General features: G+C 73.4%; 22 protein-coding genes. 4 read left to right on the top strand and 18 right to left on the bottom strand.

Going from position 1 to position 22,498, the window contains the following annotated elements; genetic code table 11:
* The first annotated feature begins 14 nt into the window (after positions 1-14).
* Together BUE41_RS15450 and BUE41_RS15445 are read left to right on the top strand one after the other, a co-directional pair.
* A complete protein-coding gene (locus BUE41_RS15450; RefSeq protein WP_073457812.1) occupies positions 15-251 on the top strand; it encodes a hypothetical protein in 237 nt (78 codons plus the stop codon).
* A 302-nt stretch (positions 252-553) separates the two neighbouring features.
* On the top strand, positions 554-1,654 hold the full coding sequence (locus BUE41_RS15445; protein ID WP_073457811.1) for an NAD(P)/FAD-dependent oxidoreductase: 1,101 nt from the start codon (positions 554-556) through the stop codon (positions 1,652-1,654).
* Here BUE41_RS15445 and BUE41_RS15440 read toward each other — a convergent pair.
* From BUE41_RS15440 to BUE41_RS15375, 14 genes are all read right to left on the bottom strand, one after another.
* Positions 1,641-2,597, bottom strand: coding sequence for an oligopeptide/dipeptide ABC transporter ATP-binding protein (locus BUE41_RS15440; RefSeq protein ID WP_073457810.1), 957 nt, complete (start codon positions 2,595-2,597; stop codon positions 1,641-1,643). The two genes, BUE41_RS15445 and BUE41_RS15440, sit on opposite strands and share 14 nt — an antisense overlap.
* Positions 2,594-3,412 (bottom strand): ABC transporter ATP-binding protein, encoded by an 819-nt coding sequence (locus tag BUE41_RS15435; RefSeq protein WP_073457809.1) that lies wholly within the window; start codon positions 3,410-3,412, stop codon positions 2,594-2,596. The genes BUE41_RS15440 and BUE41_RS15435 overlap by 4 nt, the downstream gene beginning before the upstream one ends.
* Positions 3,409-4,278: an ABC transporter permease gene (locus tag BUE41_RS15430; RefSeq protein ID WP_073457808.1), complete on the bottom strand. Its 870-nt coding sequence runs from the start codon at positions 4,276-4,278 to the stop codon at positions 3,409-3,411. The genes BUE41_RS15435 and BUE41_RS15430 overlap by 4 nt, the downstream gene beginning before the upstream one ends.
* Positions 4,275-5,255 carry an ABC transporter permease gene (locus BUE41_RS15425; RefSeq protein WP_073457807.1) on the bottom strand — a complete coding sequence of 327 codons (981 nt, stop codon included), beginning with the start codon at positions 5,253-5,255 and terminating at the stop codon, positions 4,275-4,277. Before BUE41_RS15425 ends, BUE41_RS15430 begins: the two co-directional genes overlap by 4 nt.
* The gene (locus BUE41_RS15420) at positions 5,252-5,782 is read right to left on the bottom strand and encodes a nuclear transport factor 2 family protein (RefSeq protein ID WP_073457806.1); all 531 of its coding nucleotides are present in this window, start codon (positions 5,780-5,782) and stop codon (positions 5,252-5,254) included. Before BUE41_RS15420 ends, BUE41_RS15425 begins: the two co-directional genes overlap by 4 nt.
* Positions 5,779-6,624 carry a sulfurtransferase gene (locus BUE41_RS15415; RefSeq protein ID WP_073457805.1) on the bottom strand — a complete coding sequence of 282 codons (846 nt, stop codon included), beginning with the start codon at positions 6,622-6,624 and terminating at the stop codon, positions 5,779-5,781. The genes BUE41_RS15420 and BUE41_RS15415 overlap by 4 nt, the downstream gene beginning before the upstream one ends.
* On the bottom strand, positions 6,621-8,147 hold the full coding sequence (locus BUE41_RS15410) for an ABC transporter substrate-binding protein (RefSeq protein ID WP_073457804.1): 1,527 nt from the start codon (positions 8,145-8,147) through the stop codon (positions 6,621-6,623). The genes BUE41_RS15415 and BUE41_RS15410 overlap by 4 nt, the downstream gene beginning before the upstream one ends.
* A gap of 162 nt (positions 8,148-8,309) precedes the next feature.
* The gene (locus BUE41_RS15405) at positions 8,310-11,210 is read right to left on the bottom strand and encodes a winged helix-turn-helix domain-containing protein (protein ID WP_073457803.1); all 2,901 of its coding nucleotides are present in this window, start codon (positions 11,208-11,210) and stop codon (positions 8,310-8,312) included.
* A 173-nt stretch (positions 11,211-11,383) separates the two neighbouring features.
* Positions 11,384-12,190 carry an enoyl-CoA hydratase-related protein gene (locus BUE41_RS15400; protein WP_073457802.1) on the bottom strand — a complete coding sequence of 269 codons (807 nt, stop codon included), beginning with the start codon at positions 12,188-12,190 and terminating at the stop codon, positions 11,384-11,386.
* Positions 12,187-12,624 carry a MaoC family dehydratase gene (locus BUE41_RS15395; protein ID WP_073457801.1) on the bottom strand — a complete coding sequence of 146 codons (438 nt, stop codon included), beginning with the start codon at positions 12,622-12,624 and terminating at the stop codon, positions 12,187-12,189. Before BUE41_RS15395 ends, BUE41_RS15400 begins: the two co-directional genes overlap by 4 nt.
* Positions 12,621-13,091 carry an FAS1-like dehydratase domain-containing protein gene (locus tag BUE41_RS15390; protein ID WP_073457800.1) on the bottom strand — a complete coding sequence of 157 codons (471 nt, stop codon included), beginning with the start codon at positions 13,089-13,091 and terminating at the stop codon, positions 12,621-12,623. The genes BUE41_RS15395 and BUE41_RS15390 overlap by 4 nt, the downstream gene beginning before the upstream one ends.
* 7 nt (positions 13,092-13,098) lie before the next feature.
* Entirely contained in the window at positions 13,099-13,404 is a 306-nt protein-coding gene (locus tag BUE41_RS15385) for a hypothetical protein (RefSeq protein WP_200803926.1), read from the bottom strand.
* A gap of 16 nt (positions 13,405-13,420) precedes the next feature.
* A complete protein-coding gene (locus BUE41_RS15380) occupies positions 13,421-13,870 on the bottom strand; it encodes an acyl-CoA thioesterase (RefSeq protein ID WP_073457799.1) in 450 nt (149 codons plus the stop codon).
* A gap of 79 nt (positions 13,871-13,949) precedes the next feature.
* Positions 13,950-15,152 (bottom strand): acyl-CoA dehydrogenase family protein, encoded by a 1,203-nt coding sequence (locus BUE41_RS15375; RefSeq protein WP_084755101.1) that lies wholly within the window; start codon positions 15,150-15,152, stop codon positions 13,950-13,952.
* A 130-nt stretch (positions 15,153-15,282) separates the two neighbouring features.
* Here BUE41_RS15375 and BUE41_RS15370 point away from each other — a divergent pair, with 130 nt between their 5' ends.
* Entirely contained in the window at positions 15,283-16,419 is a 1,137-nt protein-coding gene (locus BUE41_RS15370; protein WP_073457798.1) for an acyl-CoA dehydrogenase family protein, read from the top strand.
* A 43-nt stretch (positions 16,420-16,462) separates the two neighbouring features.
* Positions 16,463-18,823: a CaiB/BaiF CoA-transferase family protein gene (locus tag BUE41_RS15365; RefSeq protein ID WP_073457797.1), complete on the top strand. Its 2,361-nt coding sequence runs from the start codon at positions 16,463-16,465 to the stop codon at positions 18,821-18,823.
* Between the two features lie 199 nt (positions 18,824-19,022).
* Here the strand turns inward: BUE41_RS15365 and BUE41_RS15360 are convergent, their stop codons facing one another.
* The 4 genes from BUE41_RS15360 to BUE41_RS15345 are packed head-to-tail and all read right to left on the bottom strand — an operon-like array spanning position 19,023 to position 22,412.
* Complete coding sequence (locus tag BUE41_RS15360) at positions 19,023-20,204, bottom strand: cytochrome P450 (RefSeq protein WP_073457796.1); 1,182 nt, start codon at positions 20,202-20,204, stop codon at positions 19,023-19,025.
* Between the two features lie 18 nt (positions 20,205-20,222).
* Entirely contained in the window at positions 20,223-21,377 is a 1,155-nt protein-coding gene (locus BUE41_RS15355; RefSeq protein ID WP_073457795.1) for an NAD(P)/FAD-dependent oxidoreductase, read from the bottom strand.
* Entirely contained in the window at positions 21,367-21,564 is a 198-nt protein-coding gene (locus BUE41_RS15350; RefSeq protein ID WP_073457794.1) for a ferredoxin, read from the bottom strand. Before BUE41_RS15350 ends, BUE41_RS15355 begins: the two co-directional genes overlap by 11 nt.
* Positions 21,565-21,575: 11 nt before the next feature.
* Entirely contained in the window at positions 21,576-22,412 is an 837-nt protein-coding gene (locus tag BUE41_RS15345; RefSeq protein WP_073457898.1) for a mycofactocin-coupled SDR family oxidoreductase, read from the bottom strand.
* Positions 22,413-22,498: the final 86 nt, after the last annotated feature.

Raw genomic sequence — 22,498 nt, 5'->3', positions numbered from 1 at the left:
TCCTGCAGCGGGTCATGGCCAACGCCGGCTACCCCGTCTCACCGGACCTCCCCGGCATCGACCGGCCCGATCTCGTCGACGAACTGCTCCGCACCCGCCACGACTGGTCCTTCGGCGATGACGATCTGCGGGCGGGCCTGCGCGCGACTGCGATCCCTTCGACGTGGGTGCGGACCGCGCAGCGTCCTTCTCCGTCGTCGAAGCTGGTCGGTCCGCCGTCGCCGGGCCGGGGGTCGTGGTCGACGTGCTGATCGCAGGAAGGCGCGCAGCACCCGAGGAACCGCGCAGCACCCGAGGACGAGGACGCGAGCACCGCAGGCGCACCTCGACGACGCACCGGGCCGCGAGCCCCGAGCGGGTGCAGGGCCGTCGTCGACGCGGGGAGCGCACGAGCCGCGATCCGGCGACGAAGGAGCCGGGCGCAACACGGTGGCTCTCCTGCCATCTCCTGGCAGGAACGCGGCTCTCCGCCAGGAGCACATCCTCGAAACCCACGACTCGCGGTCACGGAATCCGCGACTCGCACCCCAGGATCCCTGGCACCCTCACCCCCATGCACGTGCTCGTGATCGGCTCCGGCATCGCAGGCGCCTCGGTCGCCTACCACCTCACTCGCCGCGGCACCCGCGTCACCGTCGTCGACGCTGAACGCCCCGGCCCCGCGACGGCGGCCGGCGCCGGCATCGTCGCGCCCTGGGCCAGCCCCGACGAGCGGTACTTCGCCCTCGCCGGCCCGGCCGCCACCTACTACCCGGAGCTGATCACCGCGCTCGCCGGGGACACCCCGGAGCCGACGTCGTACGAGGTGGTGGGCCGCTTGATCGTCAGCCGCTCCCCCGAGGCCCTCGACGCCACGCACCGCCGGCTGACCGCGCGCGCCGCGACCTTCCCCGGGGTGGGCGAGGTCAGGCTGCTCACCGGTCGCGAACCCCGCAACGTCGTCCCGCCGCTGGCTCCCGATCTGTGCGCCGTCCACGTTTCCGGTGGAGCCCGGGTGGACGGCCGCCAGATCCGCGCGAGCCTGCTCGACGCGGCCCGCCGCCGCGGCGCCGAGGTCCGCACCGGCACGGCCCAGTTGGGGGCGGGCCGCGTGCTCGTCGACGGGGAGCCGGTCGGCGCCGACGCCGTCGTGGTCGCCGCGGGCGCGTGGAGCGGACGGCTGGTGGCCCCGCTCGGTGTGGACCTGCCGGTCGAGCCGCAACGCGGCCAGATCAGCCACCTGCGCATGCCGCCGGGGACGGGAACGGCGGGGTGGCCGGTCGTGTCCCCGCTCGACGGCGACCACTACCTGCTGGCCTTCCCGGGCGACCGGGTGGTGGTCGGCGCGACCCGCGAAACCGGCTCGGGCTTCGATCTGCGCATCACCGCCGCGGGCCAGATGCAGGTCCTGCAGCAGGCCCTCACCCTCGCACCCGGGCTGCAGGACGCCACGCTCGTCGAGACGAGGGTCGGGTTCCGCCCACTCACCCCGGACGGTCTGCCGGTGCTGGGCCCACTGCCCGGCCACCCGGAGATCGTGCTCGCCACCGGGTTCGGCCCGGCCGGGCTGACCATCGCCCCGTTCGCCGGCGCCGTCGTCGCCGCGGTCGTGCTGGGTGAGGAACCGGCCGTGGATCTGCAGCCGTTCCGCGCCGACCGGTTCACCCGGCCTTGACCGGGGCGAGCGGGTGGTGGCACGCCACGGCCTCGTCCTTCCCGGCGAGCACGGGCTCCTCGGCAGCGCACCGCGGCGAGGCGTACGCGCAGCGGGGATGGAACCGGCAGCCGGACGGCGGATCGACGTTCGACGCGGGATCGCCGCGCAGCGCCTCGCCCGCGGGCACGGCGCCGTCGAGCCGCGGCACCGCGTCCAGCAGGGCGCGCGTGTACGGATGCCGCGGCCTGGCCAGCACCTCGTCGACGGCGCCGGTCTCGCAGATCCGCCCCAGGTACATGACGGCCACCCGGTCGCAGAGCCCGCGCACCACGGCGAGGTCGTGCGCGATGAACAGGATCGCGACGCCGTAGCGGTCGCGGACATCACGCAGCAGGTCCAGCACCTGCGCCGAGACGGTGGTGTCCAGCGCCGACACGGGCTCGTCGCACACCAGCAGCCGCGGCCGCAGCAGGACGGCGCGGGCGATGGCGACCCGCTGGCACTGCCCACCGGACAACTGCCGGGGCCGCCGGTCGGCGTACGTCGCCGGGTCGAGCCCGACGGCCCGCAGGACGTCGTCGACCTGGTCGTCCCACGGCCGCGGCACGCGCTGGATCGCCAGGCCCTCGGTGAGGATCTGGCGCACCGTGCGGTGCGGGTTGAGCGACGAACGCGGGTCCTGGAACACCATCTGGAAGTCCCGCCGCGCCCGGCGCAGCGCAGCCCCCCGCAGCGCGGTCACGTCGACGCCGCCGATCAGGACCCGGCCGGCGTCGGGCCGGCGCAGCGCCATCACGGAGCGGGCCACCGAGGACTTCCCGCAGCCGGACTCCCCCACCAGCCCGACGATCTCGCCCGGCGCCACGGTCAGGCTGACGTCGGTGACGGCGTGGGCGAACCGGCGCCCGCCGAGTGGGTACCTGACCGTCAGGTGCTCGATCCGCAGCGCGGGTTCCGTCATCGCACACCCTCCACCGCACTGCCCTCAACCACGGCGGCCGCACGGGGCCCGTCGATGCGCGGCACCGCGTCGAGCAGCGCCGCGGTGTACGGGTGCCGGGGCGCGGTGAAGACATCGCGGGTGGGGCCGCTCTCCACGATCTCCCCGGCGCGCATCACCGCGACCCGGTCCGCGCGGCCGGCGACGACCGCGAGATCGTGGGTGATCAGCACCATCGCCATCCCCGACGCGCGGCGCAGCTCGTCGACGAGGTCGAGGATCTGGCGCTGCACGGTCACGTCGAGCGCGGTCGTGGGCTCGTCGGCGAGGACGAGCGCCGGCCGGCACGCGATCGCGATCGCGATGCAGACGCGCTGGCGCATCCCGCCGGACAGCTCGTGCGGGTACGCCCGCAGCCGCCGGCCCGGGTCCGCCATCCCGACGGCGGCCAGCAGCTCCTCGGCCCGGACCCGCGCGGCGGCGCGGGACATCCCGGCGTGCAGGCGCAGGACCTCGGTGATCTGGTCGCCGATGCGCAGCACGGGGTTGAGCGCGCGCATCGGGTCCTGGAACACCGTCGTCAGCCGGGACCCGACGACCGGGCTGCGCCGCCCGGACGTGATCTGCAGGTCGATCCCGTCGAAGACCGCCCGCCCGGCGATCTCGGCGGTGGGCGGGAGCAGGCCGAGCAGGGCGCGCGCGGTCACCGACTTGCCGGAGCCGGACTCCCCCACCAGCGCCAGGCACTCCCCCGCTCCGACGTCGAGATCGACGCCGCGCACCGCGTGCGCGGCGCGGAAGCGCACCGAGAGCCCCCGGACCTCGAGCAGGCTCATCGGCTGCCCTCGCGTTCGTCCAGCCAGGACCGGAACCGGTCGCCCAGCACGGTGAAGGAGACGACGGTCAGCAGGATCGTCAGCGAGGGCACGAAGACCAGCCACGGCTCGTCGGCGAGGTAGGGCCGCCCGTCGTTGATCATCCCGCCCCAGCTCGGCGTCGGCGGCGGCACCCCGAGCCCGAGGAAGTTCAGCGACGCCTCGGAGATGATCACGTACGCCATCAGCAGGAACGCGTACGGCGCGATCCGCAGCGCGACCTCGGGCAGCAGGTCGCGCACGACGATGCGCAGCCCGGTCGCGCCGAGGCTGCGGGACGCGGTGACGTGCGGCCGGGCGGCCAGCTGCAGGGTCTGCGCGCGGGCCAGCCGCGCGATGCTCGGCGTGCACACCACGGCCAGCCCGAGGGCGATCGTGCCGGCGCCGCGCCGCCCGACCGCGGCGATCGCCAGCAGCAGCACCAGCGGCGGGATCGCGAGGACGGCGTCGACGACCACCCCGGTGACGCGGTCGACGGCGCGGCGGACGTACCCGGCGCACACGCCGATCACGAGCCCGCACACCAGCGCTGCGGTGATCGCGACGGTACCGACGAGCATCGACTGGCGGGCGCCGAACACCAGCCGCGACAGTGTGCTGCGGCCGATGGAGTCCGTGCCGAGGGGCTCGGTCCACGACGAGAACGGGGCGAGCCGGGGATCGAGTCCGTCGACGATCTCGTCGACCGGCCGCAGCGGCAGGATCGGCGCGCACACGGCTGCGAGGACCACGACCGCGACCCACGCGATCGCGAGCCACACGGCGAACGACCGCTTGCCGGCGGGCGTGACCTCGTCCGGCGCGGTCACGGCGACCTCGATCGTCATGCCACGACTCCGTGGGCGACGCGCAGGCGCGGATCGAGGACGCGGTAGCAGAGATCGACGGCGGCGTTCGCGGCGACGTAGACGGCGGCGATGAACACGACGGCGCCCTGCACGAGGGGAAGATCGTTCAACGTGATCGCGTTGACCAGCAGCTGCCCGAGCCCGGGCAGCCCGAACAGCACCTCCACGACGACCGCGCCGCCCATCAGCTGGCCGATGCTGATGCCTGCGACGGTCACCAGCGACAACGACGACGGCCGCAGCGCGTGGCGCAGCAGCACCCGCCGCATCGGCAGCCCCTTCGCCTTCGCGAACAGCACGAAGTCGTCGTCGAGCGTGGCGACCAGGTCGGAGCGCAGCACCCGGGAGAAGTTCGGGACGAGCACCAGCGCGAGCGTCACGACGGGCAGCGCCGCGTGCCACAGGTTGTCCAGGGGGTCGGCCGTGAACGCGGTCCAGCCGGTCGCCGGGAAGTGCACCGGCCAGTCCCGCGCGAGCAGCGCGAAGACGAACACCAGCACGAGGGCGCTGACGAACGGCGGGCACGACACGAGCGCCGACGAGACCACCACCCACAGCCGGTCGAACCAGTCGTCGCGGTGGTGGGCGGTGAGGATCCCGATCGGGATCGACACGGCGAGCGCGACCAGCAGGGAGAGCACGATCAGCTCGCCGGTGACCGCCAGCGCCGCGAGGATCGCGTCCAGCACGTCCACCTTCGTGCGGTAGGAGGTGCCGAAGTCGCCGGTGAGCAGCCCGGCGACCCAGTTGGCGTAGCGAGCGAGGAACGGCCGGTCCAGCCCGAGCGCTGCGTGGACCTGGGCGACCTGTTCCGGCGTCGCCTGCTCCCCCAGCATGACGATCGCCGGATCGACCGGCGTCAGGTCCAGCATGAGCGTTGCGGCCAAGCTGACCAGGGCGAGCACCACGAGGAGGTGCGCCAGCCGCGCCGCAACCGCCCGGACCGCAGGGCTCACGGGCTCCGCCTCGGCGCGGTGCCGAGCCGGGCAGGCCGGTGCACCTTGATCCGCCACCCCGCGGGGGTGCGCACCAGCTCGTCTCGCCACTGGACGACCGAGATGATCCGGTAGTCGGGGACGTCGTAGGTCAGCGCGCCGACGGTGAGCTCGCCCCGCGGACCGTCCGAGGGGACGTGCCACAGCCACACCGCGTCGGTGACGGCGTGCGCGGTGTCCCCGTCGACGGTCACGACGGGCGGGCTCACGATGTGGCTGCCGTGCCAGAGCCCGGGCTCGATGCCGCGGTACCCGACCGTCGTCACGACCTCGCGGACGGCCTCCTTGCCGTGCAGGACGTCGACGCCCGCCGTGACCCTGGCGTCGTCGTCGATGTGCCGGACCGCCCACTCGACGTCGTCGTGCAGGCACTCGTCGATCCAGCCGTGGTGATCGTTCTGGTCGCCGAGCTGCACGAACCGCACCACCAGGGTGCGGATGGCCTCGATGTCCAGCAGGCGCTGCAGCTCGGGATCGCGGTCGGTCACGTCGTGCTCCGGGGGAGGTCGGTGGCGATGGGCCGGGCCGGGTCGCAGATCCAGCCGGACCACGAGCCCGGGTAGAGGACGGCGGGGACACGGAGGAGGTGGAGGGCGAGCACGCCCTGCGTCGCGGTGATCCCGCTGCCGCAGTAGACGGCCACCCGCGCCGTTCGGTCGTCCACGCCTGCGGCGGCGAAGAGCGCGCGCAGCCGGTCGGGATCGAGCATCCGGCCGTCGGGGCCGGTCAGTCGTCCGGCCGGGACGTTGACCGCGCCGGGGACGTGGCCGGCGACGGGGTCGACCGGCTCCTCCTCGCCGCGGTAGCGCTCGGGGGCCCGTACGTCGATCAGTGGTCCGGTCCACCGCGCGACCGCGTCGGCGTCGACGACCGGGAGCCCGGGCCCGACGTCCGGGAGCGGTCCGGGATCGGGATCGGGTACCGGGCCCGTCTCGACCGGGAGCCCGGCGGCGGTCCAGGCGCTGAACCCGCCGTCCAGGACCAAGACCTCCACGTCGGGCGCGCCGTGCAGCAACCACCACGCGCGGGTGGCGCCGGGGCCCGTCCGGTCGTCGTAGCAGACGACGGTGCAGCCGGGCCGGACGCCCCAGCGCCGCGCCGCGGCGGCGAGGTCGGTCCGCGCCGGGAGCGGGTGCCGGCCGGCGCCCGGGTGAGGCGGCCCGGTCAGGTCGGTCTCCAGGTCGACGAACCGTGCGCCGGGGATGTGGCCCGCGAGGTACGCCCGGCGGCCCGGTGGTCCGCCGAGCTGCCAGCGGACATCGAGGATCACGACGGAGTCGTCGCCGAGGCGGTCCGCGACCTCCTCCGCCGTGACGAGCGGGCGGGTCACGGGCGGAACCGGGTCAGGTCGATGACGCCGTCGTTGAGGATCGGCACCGCCGCCGCGTCGATCCCCTCGGCGAGGACGAACCAGTTGGGCATCCGGTAGAACGGGCCGGCGAACGGCAGGTCCTCCGCGATCCGTGCCTGCAGGTCGGCGAAGGCCCGGATGCGCTCCGCCTCGTCGGTGCTCGTGACGATCGTCCGCGCAGCGGCGTCGACGGCCGGGTCGGAGTACTTGCCGAAGTTGGTGCTGCCGCCGGACGAGACGAAGTTGACCAGCGCCGGGTAGGGGTCGATGAACCGGGTCAGCCCGATCAGGGTGGCGTCGAAGTCGCCGGCGAACAGCTGCTGGCCGGTCGTCTGCGCGGCCTCGACCTGCACCGTGAGGTTGCGGTAGCCGCTGACCGAGGACTGGAACCACTCGGCCACCTGCTGGAAGTTGAGCGGCGTCAGGATCGTGAACGACACCGGCTCGCCCTCCGCGGCCAGCTCGTCGAGCAGCGCCTGCGCCTGCTCCCGGTTCGCCCGGGTGAGCGGGACGTCGGCGAAGTACTTCGACTCCGCGCGCATGAGCGTCTCCGGTACCTCGACGAGACCGGAGAACACGCTCTTGCCGAGGGCGGCGCCGTCGAAGGCGAGCGCCACCGCGCGGCGGGCCCGGACGTCGTCGAACGGCGGCTTGGCGGTGTTGAACTGCAGGCTCAGACCGCCGTCGGTCTGGCCGGTCACGACCTGGTGACCGGCCTTCTCCGCCTTGGCGGCCGTGTTGGCGTTGATCGTGAAGTCGACGTCGCCGCCGCCCGCGGCGAGCGTGTTGTAGCGCTGGGTCTCGTCAGCGAGGATCCGCACCTCGATCCGGTCGACGGGTGCCTCGATCGCCGAGGTGGGACTCTTCTCGAAGACCGAGTGATCGTTGCGCACCCACTCCTTGAGCACGTACGCACCCGCGCCGACGGGGTTGCTGCCGAAGCCGGCCGGATCGGCCTGCATGGCGGTCGGCGAGCCGATGAACGTCAGCGCGCTCTGCGCCACGAGCGTGGGGAACTGTCCGTTCGGCTCCTTCAGCGTGATCGCGAGCGTGCGTTCGTCGACGACGTCGAGCCCCGCGATCTGCTGGGCGATCTGCGCGCTGGGCGCCTTCGTCGCCGGATCTGCGAGTCGCTCCCAGTTGAACTTCACGGCCGCGGCATCGAGCGGGGTGCCGTCACTGAACCGCAGGCCCGGCTTGAGCGTCAACGTCCAGCGCGTGGGCCCGTCCGGCGTGAGCGATTCGGCGAGCCGGTACTCGATGTCCGCCGTCGGGGTCAGCGCGACGAGCGCGTCGTAGATCGCGAGCCGCTCGTGCACCCCGGCGTTGACCTGCAGGCCGAGGCCGTTGTCGGTGGAGAGATCGGTCGCGTCGGCCGCCCACAGGATGGTGAGCTGGTTCCGCGGGGCCTCCCCGCCCCCGGCGGGTCCGCCGCACGCGGCGACGGCCGTGAGGCCGGCGACCGCGAGTAAGGCTCCCGCGATCCGCAGTCGTCGATGCATCGGCAACATCCCCTCACGCGGCGCCCCTCCCTTGGGGCGGCGATGGGCGGATGTCTACCATTCTGCGAGAGACACTCACAAGAGATAGTTACTCGCGAATGATGCAGAAGTCTCACTCGGCTCATGGCGGCGAGCGGCGATCGCGCCAGTGGCGGGCCGGCCCTAGGCCAGCCGGGGCGGATGCAGCCCGATGTCCTCCGGCGTGAGTTCCAGCTCGGCAAGCGCGGTCTTGGCCCGGCGGTAGACCGAGCGGCGCCGCTCCACGAGCCCGCTCTGGCGGGCCGCGGCGTCGAGCGCCTTGAACGCCCACTCGCAGAACGGGTCCTCGCGCAGCGCGCTCTCGGCGAGCCGCTCCACGACCGCCAGGTCCCCCTTCTCCAGGGCGGCGTTCGCCGCGGCGTGCAGCACCTCGCCGCGCAGGACGTCGAGCTCGAAGCGGCGGCGATCGACCCACGGCAGCGAGCTGGCTGCCAGGTAGGTGCCCTCGCAGTGCTCGGCGACGGCGAGGAAGTCCGACAGGACGTCGCTGGACCGGTTCGCCGCGATGCTCTGCAACCGCACGTCGACCGACGTCAGCACGGCGCCCGGCCCCAGCGTGACCCAGTCGGTGTCCTTCCGCGTGAGCGGGACGCCGGTGGCGCGGCGGAACTGGTGGGCGATCTGGCGGAAGTAGTTGCTGCCCGAGCGCCGATCGTGCTCCGGGAACAGGTCGAGCTGCACCTGGTGGCGGGCCACGACGCCGTCGTGCGCGGCCAGGTACGCCGCCAGCTCGATCACCTTGAGCCGGCGCAGGCCGCACGGCCGTCCGTCGATGCAGATGTCCGGCCGGTGCCCGAACGGCCGCACCTCGATCGACCGGGGCGTGACGGGCTCGGTCCGCGCGGGCTGGTGCCGGTCGGGACCGGGGCGAGCGGTGCCGCGGAACCTCGCCAGCTCCGGCAGGTCGAGCAGGGCCTGCTCCAGCGGGAACACGCACCTGGTCTCGGCGGCCAGCCGCTCCGCGCCGGCGAACAGCTCCCGCGCCTCGGCCTCGTTCCCGAGCCGGGCGGTGGCCTCGGCGAGGTAAGCGAGCGCACCGGGGAGCATGACCCGCCGGCCGGCGCGCTGCATGCCCTCCACGCACGTCCGCAGCGTGGCGGCCGCCGCGGCCGGATCACCGCCGGTCAGCAGCTGGGCGAGCCCATCGTACGCCCGTGCCCACTCCAGGTAGGCCGCCTTCTTGAGCGCGGTGCAGCGGGCCACCACCTCGGCGAGCACGGTGCGCGCGTCCGAGTGGCGGCCGAGCCGCAGCAGCGCCTGGGCGACGACGAGCTGCAAGTACGGCTCCCAGCCGTAGCGCGTGCGCTGGCTCAGCCCGATGGAGACGGTGCCGGCCCGCACGGCGGCCTCCGCGTCGCCCTCGGCGAGCAGGATCCACGCCTCCAGGTTGTGGGACAGGTCAGGGTGGTTCGGCTGCCGCGCGCCGAGCGGCACCTCGTCCCACAGCCGCCGGACCTCCTCGAGATCACCGCGCCAGATCATGCTCAGCAGCGGCTGCGGGGTCCGGTAGAAGCCCCGCGGCGGCCAGTGCGTCGAGCCCGGCCGCGGGTAGAACTGCGCCAGCTCGTCGAGGCGGCCCTGCAGGAAGAGCCCCCACGTGAACGTCGTGTGGACCTCTTTCACCAGGTCGTTCCCGGGTGGGGGCAGCGCGGTCCCGGCACTGCTGGTGACCTTGAGCGTGTAGCGGACCGCCTCGGCGTGGTGGTCCGGCGAGTACTGCTCGGTGATCGCCAGGCCTTCCTGGGGTTTCCACACGAACGCGAGGCCGACGAACGCGACGACGCCCGGATCGACGTCGGCCACCGCCCGCAGCCGCCCGGACTCGTGCAGCTCCCGGACGAGGCTCTGCGCCTCCGGCAGCCGCCGCTCCTGGGTGAGCGCCCGGATCCGAGCGCCCATCAGCAGCGAGCGCTCCGCGACCCGGCGGGCGCCGAGTGCGTCGAGCCAGTCGAGGATGAGCGACCAGGCGCCGCGCTCGTACAAGGTGGCGAGTGCCTGCTCGACGATCACCGCGGCCTCGTCGAGCAGGTCGAGCCGCAGCAGCCCCTCGACCGCCGCCTCGTACTCCCCCTCGGCGGCGAGGATGCGCGCGTGCTTGCGCCAGACGTCCGGCAGCTCGTGCGACATGCGCAGGGTGAGCTGCTCGGAGAGGAACTGCCGGAAGCACGGGTGCAGGACGACCGAGCCGTCCGGCTCGACGGTGGACAGCAGCCGCCGCCGGGCGATCTGGCGGAGCAGCGCCGGCCCGCCCGGACCCCACATCTCCTCGACGTTCGCCGGGGTGAGCACCGTCAGCAGCGACGTGCGCAGCAGGAACGCCTGCTCCTCCTCGGGCAGCCGGGCGAGCAGCTGGCTGTTGAGGTACCCGGCCATGTCGGTCGGGCTCGCCCGCTCGTCCAGCGGCATCGCGAACGTCATCCCGGCTGCCCAGCCACCGGTGAACGCCAGCTGCTCCTCGACGTCGACGTCGCGCCGGCCGGCCGCCTCGAGCAGGTCGTGCGCCTCCGAGACGTCGAACGCGAGATCGGCGTCGCCGATGCGGCCCACCCGGCCGTCGAGCCCGATGCGGGCGAGCATCGACTCCAGCGGTTCCCGCGTGAGCAGCAGCGTCCGCGCGCTGGTCGGCAGGTAGGTCAGCAGCGCGGTGACGATGCCGGCCGCGGCCGGGTCCTCGGCGATCTCCTCGCAGTTGTCGAGGACGAGCAGCAGATCGTCCGCCGCGACCGAGTCGGCGAGCGCCGCGGCGACCTCGACGGCCGCGACCCCGCTGCGCAGAGCCTCGTCCACCAGCCGCGGGATGTCCGGGTCCAGCACCGCCAGCGCCCGCCCGAGGTGGACGAGGAACTGGTTCGCCACGACGTCGGTGGCGTCCAGGTTCAGCCAGGCGACCCGCCGCCCCGACTTCGCGGCGTACAGCTGCGCGGCGACCGTCTTGCCCGCCCCGGGCGAGGCGAGCACCTCAACGACGTCGAACCGGTCGAAGCAGTCCGCGAACAGCCGGTCCAGCCGGGGCCGCGCGATCACCCTCGCGGGGACGCTCGGTGGCCGGAGCCGACGATCAGCACAGCGCTCCTTGAATCCGCTCGGCATCGAGTCTCGACCTCCCGCACCCACGCGTTCCTCGACCGCCGCCAATCTGGCACCCGGCCACGCGCAGCGGATCCGTACCGGCACGGGGATTTCCGCAACCCGCGGCGTCAGATCCCGATCTGGTGCACGTCCGCCAGCGGCGGGAACCGGGGTGGGCGCCGTTCCCGGAAGCTCGCCACCCCCTCCCGCAGCTCCGCCCGGCGGCGCGGATCGAGGTTCAGCTCCTCGAACGACGCGAGCGCGGCCTCGGGGCTGCGCAGCCAGTCCGCGCGCAGCTGCTGCTTGACCTGCGCCATCGCCAGTGGCGAGCAGTTCGCGGCCATGTCCTTGGCGTAGGCGAGGGTCTCGGCGAGCAGGTCCTCGGCCGGCACCACCCGGTTCACCAGCCCCATCGCGCACGCCTCCTCCGCGGTGAACATGCGCCCGGAGAGCAGGAGATCGCTCGCGACGCCGTGCCCGACCAGGCGCGGCAGCAACCAGGAGATCAGGTGCTCGGCGATCAGTCCGCGCCGGGTGAACGCGGTCGTCATCCGGGTGCCGACCGCCGCGAAGCGCACGTCGCACAGCGCGGCCTGCACGAGCCCCAGCCCGGCCGCCGGCCCGTTGATGGCAGCGATCATCGGCTTGCGGATGTGGAACGGGTAGCTGATGGGCCGCCGCCGCTCCGGGGGCGGGGCACCGTTGGCCTTCGCGTCGAGCCGCTGGAAGTCCGCGCCCGGGCAGAAGCACCGGCCGGTCGCGGTGACGACGACGACCCGCACCGCGGGATCGGCCTCCGCCGCGTCGAGCAGGTCGAAGTAGCGGAACTCCAGATCGAGGTTCCAGGCGTTGTTCCGCTCCGGCCGGTTGAAGGTGAGGATGGCGACCCCGTCGGCCACCTCGTACAGGACGACGTCGTCCGGCGAGTCGCTCATGCCCCGCTCCTGTCCGGTACGGCGTAGGTGGCGGTGCCGCGCAGGTGCACCCCACCGCCCTGGCGCGTGCAGGTCAGCTCGAGGTCGACGAGCCGCTCCCCGCCCTCCTCGCGCTTGCCGGTCACCCGCATCTCGTAGACCAGGACGTCGCCCGGCCACGCCTGCTCCTGGAACCGCACCCGGAACCGGCGCACGTTCGCGTGCCCCAGCCAGCGCCCCGCCTGCGCGGCGAGCACACCGGCTTGGCGCATCCCGACCGCGAACGGGCCGGAGTAGCCGGCCGCCTGCGCGTAGCCGGGATCGTGGTGGAGCGGGTTCAGGTCCCCTGACGCGCCCTGGTAGCGGACGATGTCGGTCAGCGTCATCGGGCCGTCCACGTACGCCGGCGGGGCGGCCCCGACCTGCAGGTCGTTCCAGCTCGGTGGGGCACTCATCCGGTGGCCGCCCGCGACGTCTCGATGCCGGTGCTGCGCGCCTCGGCGACCAGGGTCCCGGCGGCGTCCCGGAACTCGGTGACGGTGACCGAGAAGCGGAGCGTTCCGCCGCGGCGTCCGCTCTTCTCGAAGACGGACTCGATCCGCGAGGTCGCGGTCAGCGTCTCCCCCACCCGCGGGCAGCGGCCGTGGAAGACGAACTCCTGCTCGCCGTGCAGGACCCGGGACCGGTTGCGACCGGCCCCGGTCCACGGGTCGTTGGCCGGCCCGGACCAGAGACGGGCCGTCGTCAGGAACGTGGCGGGCGGGACCGGTTCCCCGTCGGACCCGGCCAGCTCAGCCGGATCGAGCCCGACGGCGCGGGCGAACTCCGCCACCTTGCCGTGCTCGATCCGCACCGGGAACGGGGCCCCGGCGCGGCCGACGAGCGCGGCGGGCTCGGTCCCGGCTGTCGTCTCCGTCGACATGCCGTGGTCAGTCCGACGCCGGGAGCGGCTGGGCCGACTTGATCTGCAGCGGCGTCGAGCCCACGGACAGGGAGCCCTTCCCCGCGTGGACGCAGAGCAGCTCCAGGGAGCCGTCCTCGTTCACGTAGCGCTTGCCCAGCTCGGTGCCGCCGGCGAAGGCGTCGTCGAGCGGTGCCGGATCGGCCGACACCAGCCGGTCGTGCACGGGATGGCCGCCGCAGCGCAGGTCGACGTCGTCGGCCGGGGCGCGCAGGACCATCACCTCGGCGTCGCACGTCGCACTGCGCAGGCGCTGACCGGTACGGATCTTCACGTCTGTTCCTCCAGAACTACGCACGCTTCGGCTCGACCGCGATCGTGCGGCCCTCGACGCGTTCCACGGCCGCCCACAGCTGCGCCGGGATCTCGATCGACCGGCCGGCGCTCGGGTCGATGGTCACCAGCACCAGCTCCCCACGGGCCACCGGGCGGTCGTCGTGGGCGAGCAGGCCCTCCAGGGTGAACGAGCGCGAGCGGCGCGTCGCCGCGCGCACGCCGACCTGCAGCACCTGGCCCGGGTGGATCTCCGCCTGCACGTCCACGCTGGTCGACCGCACGATCGGCCGGCCCGTCGGCGAGAAGACAGCGGTGCGCTCCAGGCCGAGGCCGGGTACGAGGTAGCTCATGAACGCGTCGAAGAACAGGCCGGTGATCTGCACGATGTCGATGTGTCCCGACTTCCCGGCGTCGGGTGCCTTGATCTCCTCGACGCGGCGGAAATCGGCGAACGGGGTGCTCATGTCCTCCACCGTCGTCGCCCGGTGATTACGTTCGGCGTTATCGCAGTGGTGTTATCGCGGTGGTGTCATCGCGGTGGTGTCATCGGGACGGCGTGATGGCCCCGCGGCGCGCCACGGTCCACGGGACATCGCGGTCGACGCGGGGCTCGGCGGGCAGGCCGAGGATGCGCTCGCCGATGACGTTGAGCTGGATCTCGTCGGTGCCGCCGCGGATCGACATCGACGGCGCCGTGAGCAGGTCGACGCAGCCGGGCCAGTCCGAGCGCAGCGCCTCGGCCCCGCGGGCGCGGGCGAGCAGGTCGACGCGGCGCTTGAACGAGCGGGCGCCGTGCACCTTCAGCCCGGAGCCCTCCGGGCCGGGCTTGCCCGCGGCGCGCAGCTCCGCGGCGCGCTGCTGCAGGTGGTGGATGGCGCGGTCGTAGCAGAACAGCTCCATCGCCTCCTCACGCAGCACGGGGTCCGCGAGCGCCCCGGAGTCCGCTAGCTCCGTCAGCCACGACGGCAGCAGCGGGGCGTCCCGGGCCGGTGGCGCGCTGCGGTCGGCGTTGGACCGCTCGTGCGCGAGCAGCGTCAGCGCGACCTTCCAGCCCTGGCCGACCTCGCCGATCCGGTTCTCGTCGGGCACCGGGACGTCGGTCAGGAAGACCTCGCTGAAGCTGGCGTCGCCGTTCATCTGGCGCAGCGGCCTCACGTCAACCCCGGGAGCGGACATGTCGACGGCGAACATCGTCATCCCGCGGTGCTTCGGCACGTCCGGGTCGGTACGGGCGAGGCAGATGCCCCAGTCGGCGTAGGCGGCGCGGCTCGTCCAGACCTTCTGCCCGGTGAGGATCCAGTCCCCGGCGGGCCCGCGGCGCGCGATCGTCGCGACGTTCGCCAGGTCCGATCCGGCCTCGGGCTCGGAGAACATCTGGCACCAGATCTCCTTGCCGCTCGCGATCGCGGCGAGCCAGCGCTGCTGCTGCTCGGGCGTGCCGTGGGCGAGCAGGGTGGGGCCGACGAACTTCAGCCCGACCCGGAACGGGTACATGTCCGGCATGGCGTATCGGTGGTGCAGGGCCTCCAGCCGCCGCGCCTCCGCGGCGTCGGCGCCCAGCCCGCCGAACTCCACCGGCCAGGTCGGCACGGCGAGCCCGGTGCCGGCGACGGCCGCGAGGTAGCGGCGCCCGGCCTCCAGGTCGTACCCGCCTGCGCCGAGGGTCGTCGCGCGCCTCGAGGCGTCCCGCGGTCCCAGAACCGCGTCGAGCAGGCGATGGACCTCGTCGTCACTCAGCGCGTTCACGGTGCCCGACGATGCGGCAGGGCCTATTACACCGCCCGTTACCGGCCCGTCCGGCTCTAACGAGCCCGGTAACGGAGCGGGCCGAACGTGGACTGGTCATGACCACCGCACGAGGTTGGACGAGCGACGCATGAGTTCTGCCCCCGACCAGGAGCTGACGGAACTGCGCACCGTCATCCGGGAGTTCCTCGAAGCGAAGTCCGCGGAGGACGACGTCCGCCGGCTCATGGAGACCGACGAGGGCCACGACCCGGCGGTGTGGGACCAGCTCGCCCGCGAGCTCGGCCTCGTCGGGATCGCGATCCCCGAGCAGTACGGCGGCGCCGGGGCCGGGTTCGTCGAACAAGCGGTCGTGCTGGAGGAGATGGGCCGGGCGCTGTTCTGCGGGCCGTACCTCGCCAGCGCGGTGCTGGCCGCCCGCGCCCTGCTGGAGTCGGGCGACGCCGACGCGTGCCGCGACTACCTGCCGGGGATCGCGGACGGGTCGCTCGTCGCCACCGTGGCGATCGCCGATCGGTCCGGCCGCTGGGACGAGGTCGGTGCCGGCTGCACGGCCACGCCGGCTGCCACCGGGTGGACCGTGTCCGGGACGAAGCACTACGTGCTGGACGCGCTGGTGGCTGGCCTGGTGCTGGTCTTCACCGCCTCCCCGGAAGGCCCGGCGCTCTTCGCCGTCGACCGGGCCGCCGTCGACGTCCGCCCGATCCCGACGATGGACCCGACCCGCAAGCTCGCCGAGGTCGTGTTCCGCGACGCCCCGGCGCGGCCGGTCGGCGCCGTGGGCGCGGCCGGCCCGGTGCTGGAGAAGGTGCTGCAGTACGCCGCGGCAGCGCTGGCCGCCGAGCAGGCGGGCGCCAGCCGCCGCGTGCTGGACATGGCGGTGGAGTACGCCGGCACCCGGGTCCAGTTCGGCCGCCCCATCGGCAGCTTCCAGGCCGTCAAGCACCTGTGCGCGGAGATGTTCCTGCAGGTGCAGTGCGCGGCCGAGACAGCGGCGCGGGCTGCGCTGGCGGCTGCTGACGCGCCGGACGAGCTACCGGTGGCTGCGAGCGTCGCGAAGTCGGTCTGCTCGCGGGCCTACGTCGACGTGGCGGCGAAGAACATCCAGGTCCACGGCGGTATCGGCTTCACCTGGGAGCACCCGGCGCACCTGCACTTCCGCCGCTCCCGCAGCTCCGCGATCCTCTTCGGCGACCCGCACGCGCACCACGAGCGGCTCCACCGCCTCACCGGGCTCGCCGACCAGCTACGGGAGCCGGTCGGCTGATCGGCTCCGAAGTCCTCAGACCCCCGGGGTGGTGCATCTTCAGATGAGTGCGAACGAACCCGGTCCGCTCGCCGGGCTGCGCGTCGTCGACTGCAGCCGCGAGGCCGCGGGCGCGCGGATCGGTGGTTTCCTCGCCGACTACGGCGCCGACGTCGTCCGGATCGAGCCGCCCGGCGGTGATCCGCTGCGGGTGCGGCGCCCTGCCGAGCACGCGGTGTTCAACCGCGGCAAGCGCTGCGCCGAGCTCGATCTGCGCAGCCCCGACGGGGCGAAGCGGATCGACGCCCTGCTCACCGACGCCGACGTCGTGGTCTGCAGCTGGCGCCCGGGCGTCGCGGAACGGCTCGGGCTCGGGTACGCGCAGCTGCACGAGCGGCACCCGCACCTGGTGCACGTGTCGGTCACCGGGTTCGGCCCGAGCGACGTCGACCCGGCCCTGCCCGGCTACGAGGCGCTCGTGCACGCCTACGTCGGCACGATGGCCGAGCAGCTCGGCCATCGCCCGCCGCCGATCTTCGAGGCGCTGCCGTTCGCGTCGGTCGGGGCGGCCCACCTGGCCCTCGTCGGGCTGCTCGGTGCGCTCTACCGGCGCAGCTTCGACGGGATCGGGCGGGCCGTGGAGACCTCGCTCGTCGACGGCGCGCTGGCCTACCTGTCGCTGTACTGGGGCGACGCCGACAACGCTCAGCTGACCGCCCGCACCAAGGACGACTACACGACCGTGCGAGCGACCCGCCTGGTGACCGGCTCCTTCCGCTGCGCCGACGACGAGTACATCGGCGTGCACACGGGCGCCGTGGGCGGCTTCGACCGGCTGATGCGCGCGCTCGGCCTGGACGTGCACATCCGCAGCTCCGACGGCTCCGCGGCGGAGATGGGCATCCGGCTGACCGAGGAGGAGAAGCGCGTCCTCGACAAGGAGCTGCCCGCGGCGTTCCTGACGAAGCCGCGCGACCACTGGGTCGCCGTCCTCACCGAGGCCGACGTGTGCGTGGTGCCGCAGCTGCGGCCGGGCGCGGTGTTCGACGAGGAGCAGACCCGCGTCAACGGGATGGTGTGCACCGTCGACGATCCGCAGCTCGGCCCCCTCGAGCAGGTCGCGCCGCCGATCCGCTTCGACCGGGGCCCGGCGCCGTCGGTGCGCGGCGAGGAGCGGGTGCCCGATCCGTCGGCGCTCGCGTTCGCCGGCGGCCCGGAGCGGGAACGGCCGTGGTTCGCGCCGGGTCCCCCCGCCACGGGCCCACTGCTGGACGGGGTGAAGATCCTCGACCTCGGTGCGTACTTCGCCGGGCCGTACGGCAGCCGCCTGCTCGCCGACCTCGGCGCGCAGGTCGTCAAGCTGGAACCGACCTCGGGCGATCCGCTGCGCGGGCTGGCGCCGCTCTTCCGCAGCGCCCAGGCCGGGAAGCGCTCGCTCGCCATGGATCTCAAGACCGATGCCGGGCGGCGGGTGCTCGACCACCTCGTGCGCTGGGCCGACGTCGTCCACCACAACATGCGGCCCGGCGCGGCCGAGCGGCTCGGGGTCGGCGCGGCTGATGTCGCCGCGATCAACCCGGACGCGATCTACCTGTACGCCCCCGGCTGGGGCAGCTCCGGCCCGCTGCGGGACCGGCAGAGCTTCGAGCCGATGATCTCCGGGTACGCCGGCGCCGGGTTCGAGGCGGGCGGCCAGTTCAACGAGCCGCTCTATCCGCTGGGCAACGCCGACCCGGGCGGCGGCCTGATCGGTGCGGTCGCCATGTTGACCGCGCTGCTGGTGCGCCGCCGCGAGGGCCGCGCCCCGTACGTGGAGGTACCGCAGCTCAACTCGGCGCTGGTGCACATGGCGCACATCGTGCGGCGCGCCGGCGACCGCGAGGTGCTCAACGCCGGCCGGCTCGACCCCCTGCAGACCGGCTTCTCCGCGCTGGAGCGGCTCTACGAGACGGCGGACGGCTGGATCTGCGTCGTCGCCGCCACTGAGCAGGAGATCGCCGCCCTCAGCCGCGCGACCGGCGTCGGGTTCGCCGCGCTGGACCGGTTCTCCTCCCCCGCCGCCCGCGTCGAGAACGACTACGAGCTCGCCGCGCTGCTCGACGACGCGTTCCGCACCCGGCCGACGGAGGAGTGGCTCGCCGCGCTGGGCCGGGCCGGGGTCCCGGCGATGGAGCCGCGGCCGTACAACAACGCCGCGTTCCTGCGCGACCCGGCGAACCACCGCAGCCGCCGGGTGGCCGAGTGCCCGCACCCCACGCTGGGCCGCGTCCGCGAGTTCGACCAGTTGCTGCGGGTCAGCGACGCCGCGGTGGTCCCGCACCGGCTGGCACCCGACCTCGGTGCGCACTCCGACGAGATCCTCGCCGAGTGCGGCTTCGCCCCTGAGGAGATCCGGTCGCTGCGGGAGCAGGGCACGGTGCGCTGAACCGAGCCGGGTCGACAACGACGGCGCCGTGATCAACAGGTCTGTTGATCACGGCGCCGTCGTTCTCTGCGCAGCGGCCTCGCACCGGATCCCGGTACTGATCCGCGAACCGGCAGAAGCCGCCCCGAAAAGCCCCGGGAAAGGAAGAAGCCGGTGCAGCCCCGCACGGCTGCACCGGCTGATCCGTCTCCCGCCCCGGTCAGGTCTCGATCTCGACGGGCAGCGACTCCAACCCGCGCACGACGTTGTTCAGGTGCCGCTTCGGCTCGCCGGTGTGGAACCGGCGGATGCGCTCGGACAGCGCCCGCAGGATCGCGTGTCCCTCGATCCGCGCCAGGGCCTGCCCGGCGCAGGTGTGGATGCCGTAGCCGAAGGACAGGTGGTCGACGGGGTTGCGGCGGACGTCGAAGCGGTCCGGGTCCGGGTAGTGGCGCTCGTCGCGGTTGCCGGAGCCGAACAGCAGCACGACCTGGTCCCCGCCCGGCACCTCGACGCCGTCGATGACGACGTCGCGGGTGACCCGGCGGGCGAACGCCAGGACCGGCGACTCGTAGCGGAGCACCTCGTTGAAGGCGCTCGGGATGAGACCGGGGTCGGCGCGCACGGCGTCCCACTGGTCCGGGTGCTCGGCAAACAGCGCCACCGCGTTCGAGATCGCGTTGATCGTGGTGTCCATCCCGGCCGTGACGTAGGTGGCCAGGAGCTTCACGCACTGGTGGTGATCGAAGCCCTGCTCGCCGGCGACGTCGAAGATGGATCGGCCCATGCTGCCCGGGCGCAGGTCCTCGGCCTGCAGGGTGCCGAGCCACTCGTACATCTCCGGGATGATCTGCACGCCGGCGCGGGTGCGGTCGTTCAGCGGCCCGAAGATCGTGAACATGGCGTCGGCCCAGCGGATCATGTTGCCGCGCCCGCTCTCGGGCAGCCCGATGAGGTCGAACACCACCGTCAGCGGCAGCACCGTGGCGAGGTCCGGGACCGCGTCGAAGCGTCCGCGTTCGACCAGGGAGTCCACGAGCCGGTCCGCGGCCTCTTCGACGTAGTCGGTGATCCGGCGGATGGAGCGCGGTGACAACTGGGCCATGAGCACCGCGCGCAGCTTGTCGTGCCACGGCGGGTCGCTGCCCAGGATGCTGCCCACCAGCCGGGCGTTGATCACCTCGTTGAGCCCGACCGAGGCGTCGGACGAGAAGGTCTGCCAGTCCCCGTCGGCGGCCCGGATGTGGTCGTAGCGGGTCAGTGCCCAGACCCGGTCGAGCGCGTCGAGGCGTACGGCGGCCCCCATCTCCCGCAGCCGCGCGTACACGGGGTACGGGTCGAGCAGGACCTCGTCGCTGAACAGGTCGACGTCGCTGTGGGGCGGTGCTGAGGCGATCGTCATCGGTCCCTCCTCGTGGTGTCACGCCCTCCGGGACAGGGCTCGCAACTTCTTGACGGGAACTCGGGTGTTCACCGCGACCGCGGTGGTGGGGACATCCCCGGACCGCCACTGCAGCAGCAACTCGGACGCGCCGGGCCCGCCCTCGAGGTAGATCGGCTGCCCGGCGGGCGGCAGCGTTCCGCACGCCTTGATCGCCAGTCCGAACTGCTCGGTCCAGAAGTACTCGGGCGGGATCAGCGGCGGCGCTTCGTCGCCGCGCAGCAGCGCCGCGGCCGCGGTCCGGGCTTGCTCCATCGCGCTGTTCCACAGCGGTGTGCGGCGGTGCCCCGAACCGGACGGGTATGCGGCCACGTCCCCAGCGGCGACGACGTTCCCCCCGGCCCGGCCCCGGCTGTCGACGCGGACCCCGCCGGCCGTGTCGAGGTGGGTGCCGGCGAGCCATTCGACGTTCGGCAGGCAACCCACTGCGCTGATCACGACGTCGCCCTCGAACCGGCGCCCGTCGCCCAGCTCGACGACGGGGGTCTCGCGGCCGCGGATGCGCACCGATGCGTCCTGCACGAACCGGACGCCCCGCTCCAGCGCCGCTGCGACGGCGAGGTCCGCCAGGAACTCGCCGAGCTGCGCGCGCAGCGGAGGCTGCTGGTCGATCAGGATCACCTCGGCGCCGCGGTCGACGCACGCCGAGGCCAGCTCCATGCCGAGGATGCCGGCGCCGACGATCACTACGCGACGGGCCCGGTCCAGCTCGCCGCCCAGCCGGCGGGCGTCGAGGATGTCGCGGAACGTCGTCTCCCTGGCACCCGGTTCGGCCGCGCCCAGATCGGCGAGCCGACGCGCCCGCGCGCCCGTCGTGATCGCGAGGCCGTCGAAGGCGATCTCGTCGCCGTCGTCGAGGACGAGCCGACGAGCGTCGAGATCGACCGAGACGACGTGCGTGCCCAGCCGCTGCTCGACGTCGGAGCCCAACGGGTGCAGCAGGATGTCGTCGAGCTGCTCCTTGCCGGTCAGGACCCCCTTCGAGAGCGCGGGCCTGCTGTAGGCCGGGCTCGCTTCGCCGCCGATCAGCGTGATCCGGCCGTCGAAGCCGTTGCGGCGCAGCGCGTCGGCCAGGACCGTGCCCGCGAGCGAGGCGCCGACGACCGCGACGTGGCGCAGCGCGTCAGCCGGCATCGCGGAGGCTCAGCGCGGCCACCGGGCAGACCCGGGCGGCCGACGCCGCGGTCTCGGTCTGCTCCGGGGTGAGGTCCTCGACATCGACCACGAGCTCGCCGTCGTCGTCGAGGTGCAGCAGGTCGGGGGCGACCTCGGCGCAGACCCCGTAGCCCTCGCAGCGGTCGCGATCCACACTGATCTTCATCGGTCTCTCCGTCATCGCAAGCTGGCACCGGCGTCGATGCGCAGGGAGCTGCCGGTGAAGTAGCGCGAGTCGTCCGAGCACAGCCACGCGACCGCCGCGGCGATGTCCTCGGGCTCGACCATGTCCACCGGCATCGCGTTGACCAGTGCCTTCAGGTCGTCGGGATGGTCCTTCACGACGTGGTTGGCCATCACCTCGTTCACCACCATCGGGGTCCGGGTACCGGTGGGGTGCACGGTGTTCACCCGGATGTGGTGAGCGGCCAGGATGCTGGCGTAGTTCTGCGCCAGGTTGACCAGCGCCGCCTTGGCCGCGCTGTAGCCGAGCAGCCCGAGGGTGCGGCCCTCGAGGGTGCGCATCATCGGCGCGACGCCGGCCATCGAGCTGGTGATCACGATCGAGCCGCCGCTGCCCTGCGCCACCAGCTGCGGATACGTGGCCTCGATCGTGTTGAGCACGCCGGTCAGCAGCACGTCCAGGCAGTCCTGCCAGGCGGCCATCGTGTCGGAGTGCTCGCCCCAGATGGGCATGATCCCCGCGTTGGCGATCACGAAGTCGAGCCGGCCGAACTCGTCGAGGCCGGACCGGACCACCGAGCGGATCGACTCGGCGTCCCGGACGTCGCCGATGCGGGCGACGATCCTGCGGTCCAGGCCCTCGACGAGCTTCACGGTCTCGGCGAGGTCGTCGGGTGTGCTCATCGGGTAGTCGACCGTGTCGATCTGGGCGCACAGATCGAGCCCGACGATGTCGGCCCCCTCCGAAGCCAGCCGCAGCGCGTGCGCGCGGCCCTGGCCCCGGGCGAGCCCGGTGATGAAGGCGACCTTCCCGGTCAGCCGTCCCTGCACGTGGAGCACCTCGGTTCACGAGAAGAGGAGATGGGCCGGGGCACCACCCGCGGAACCCGCACCCGGGTCCGCGTCCTGGGAGCACC

Origin of the sequence: Pseudonocardia thermophila (genome assembly GCF_900142365.1) — a bacterium.
In the GTDB taxonomy this organism is placed as follows: domain Bacteria; phylum Actinomycetota; class Actinomycetes; order Mycobacteriales; family Pseudonocardiaceae; genus Pseudonocardia; species Pseudonocardia thermophila.
The sequence above is the reverse complement of the archived record's forward strand: the minus strand, read 5'-3'. Positions and strand labels throughout refer to the sequence as shown.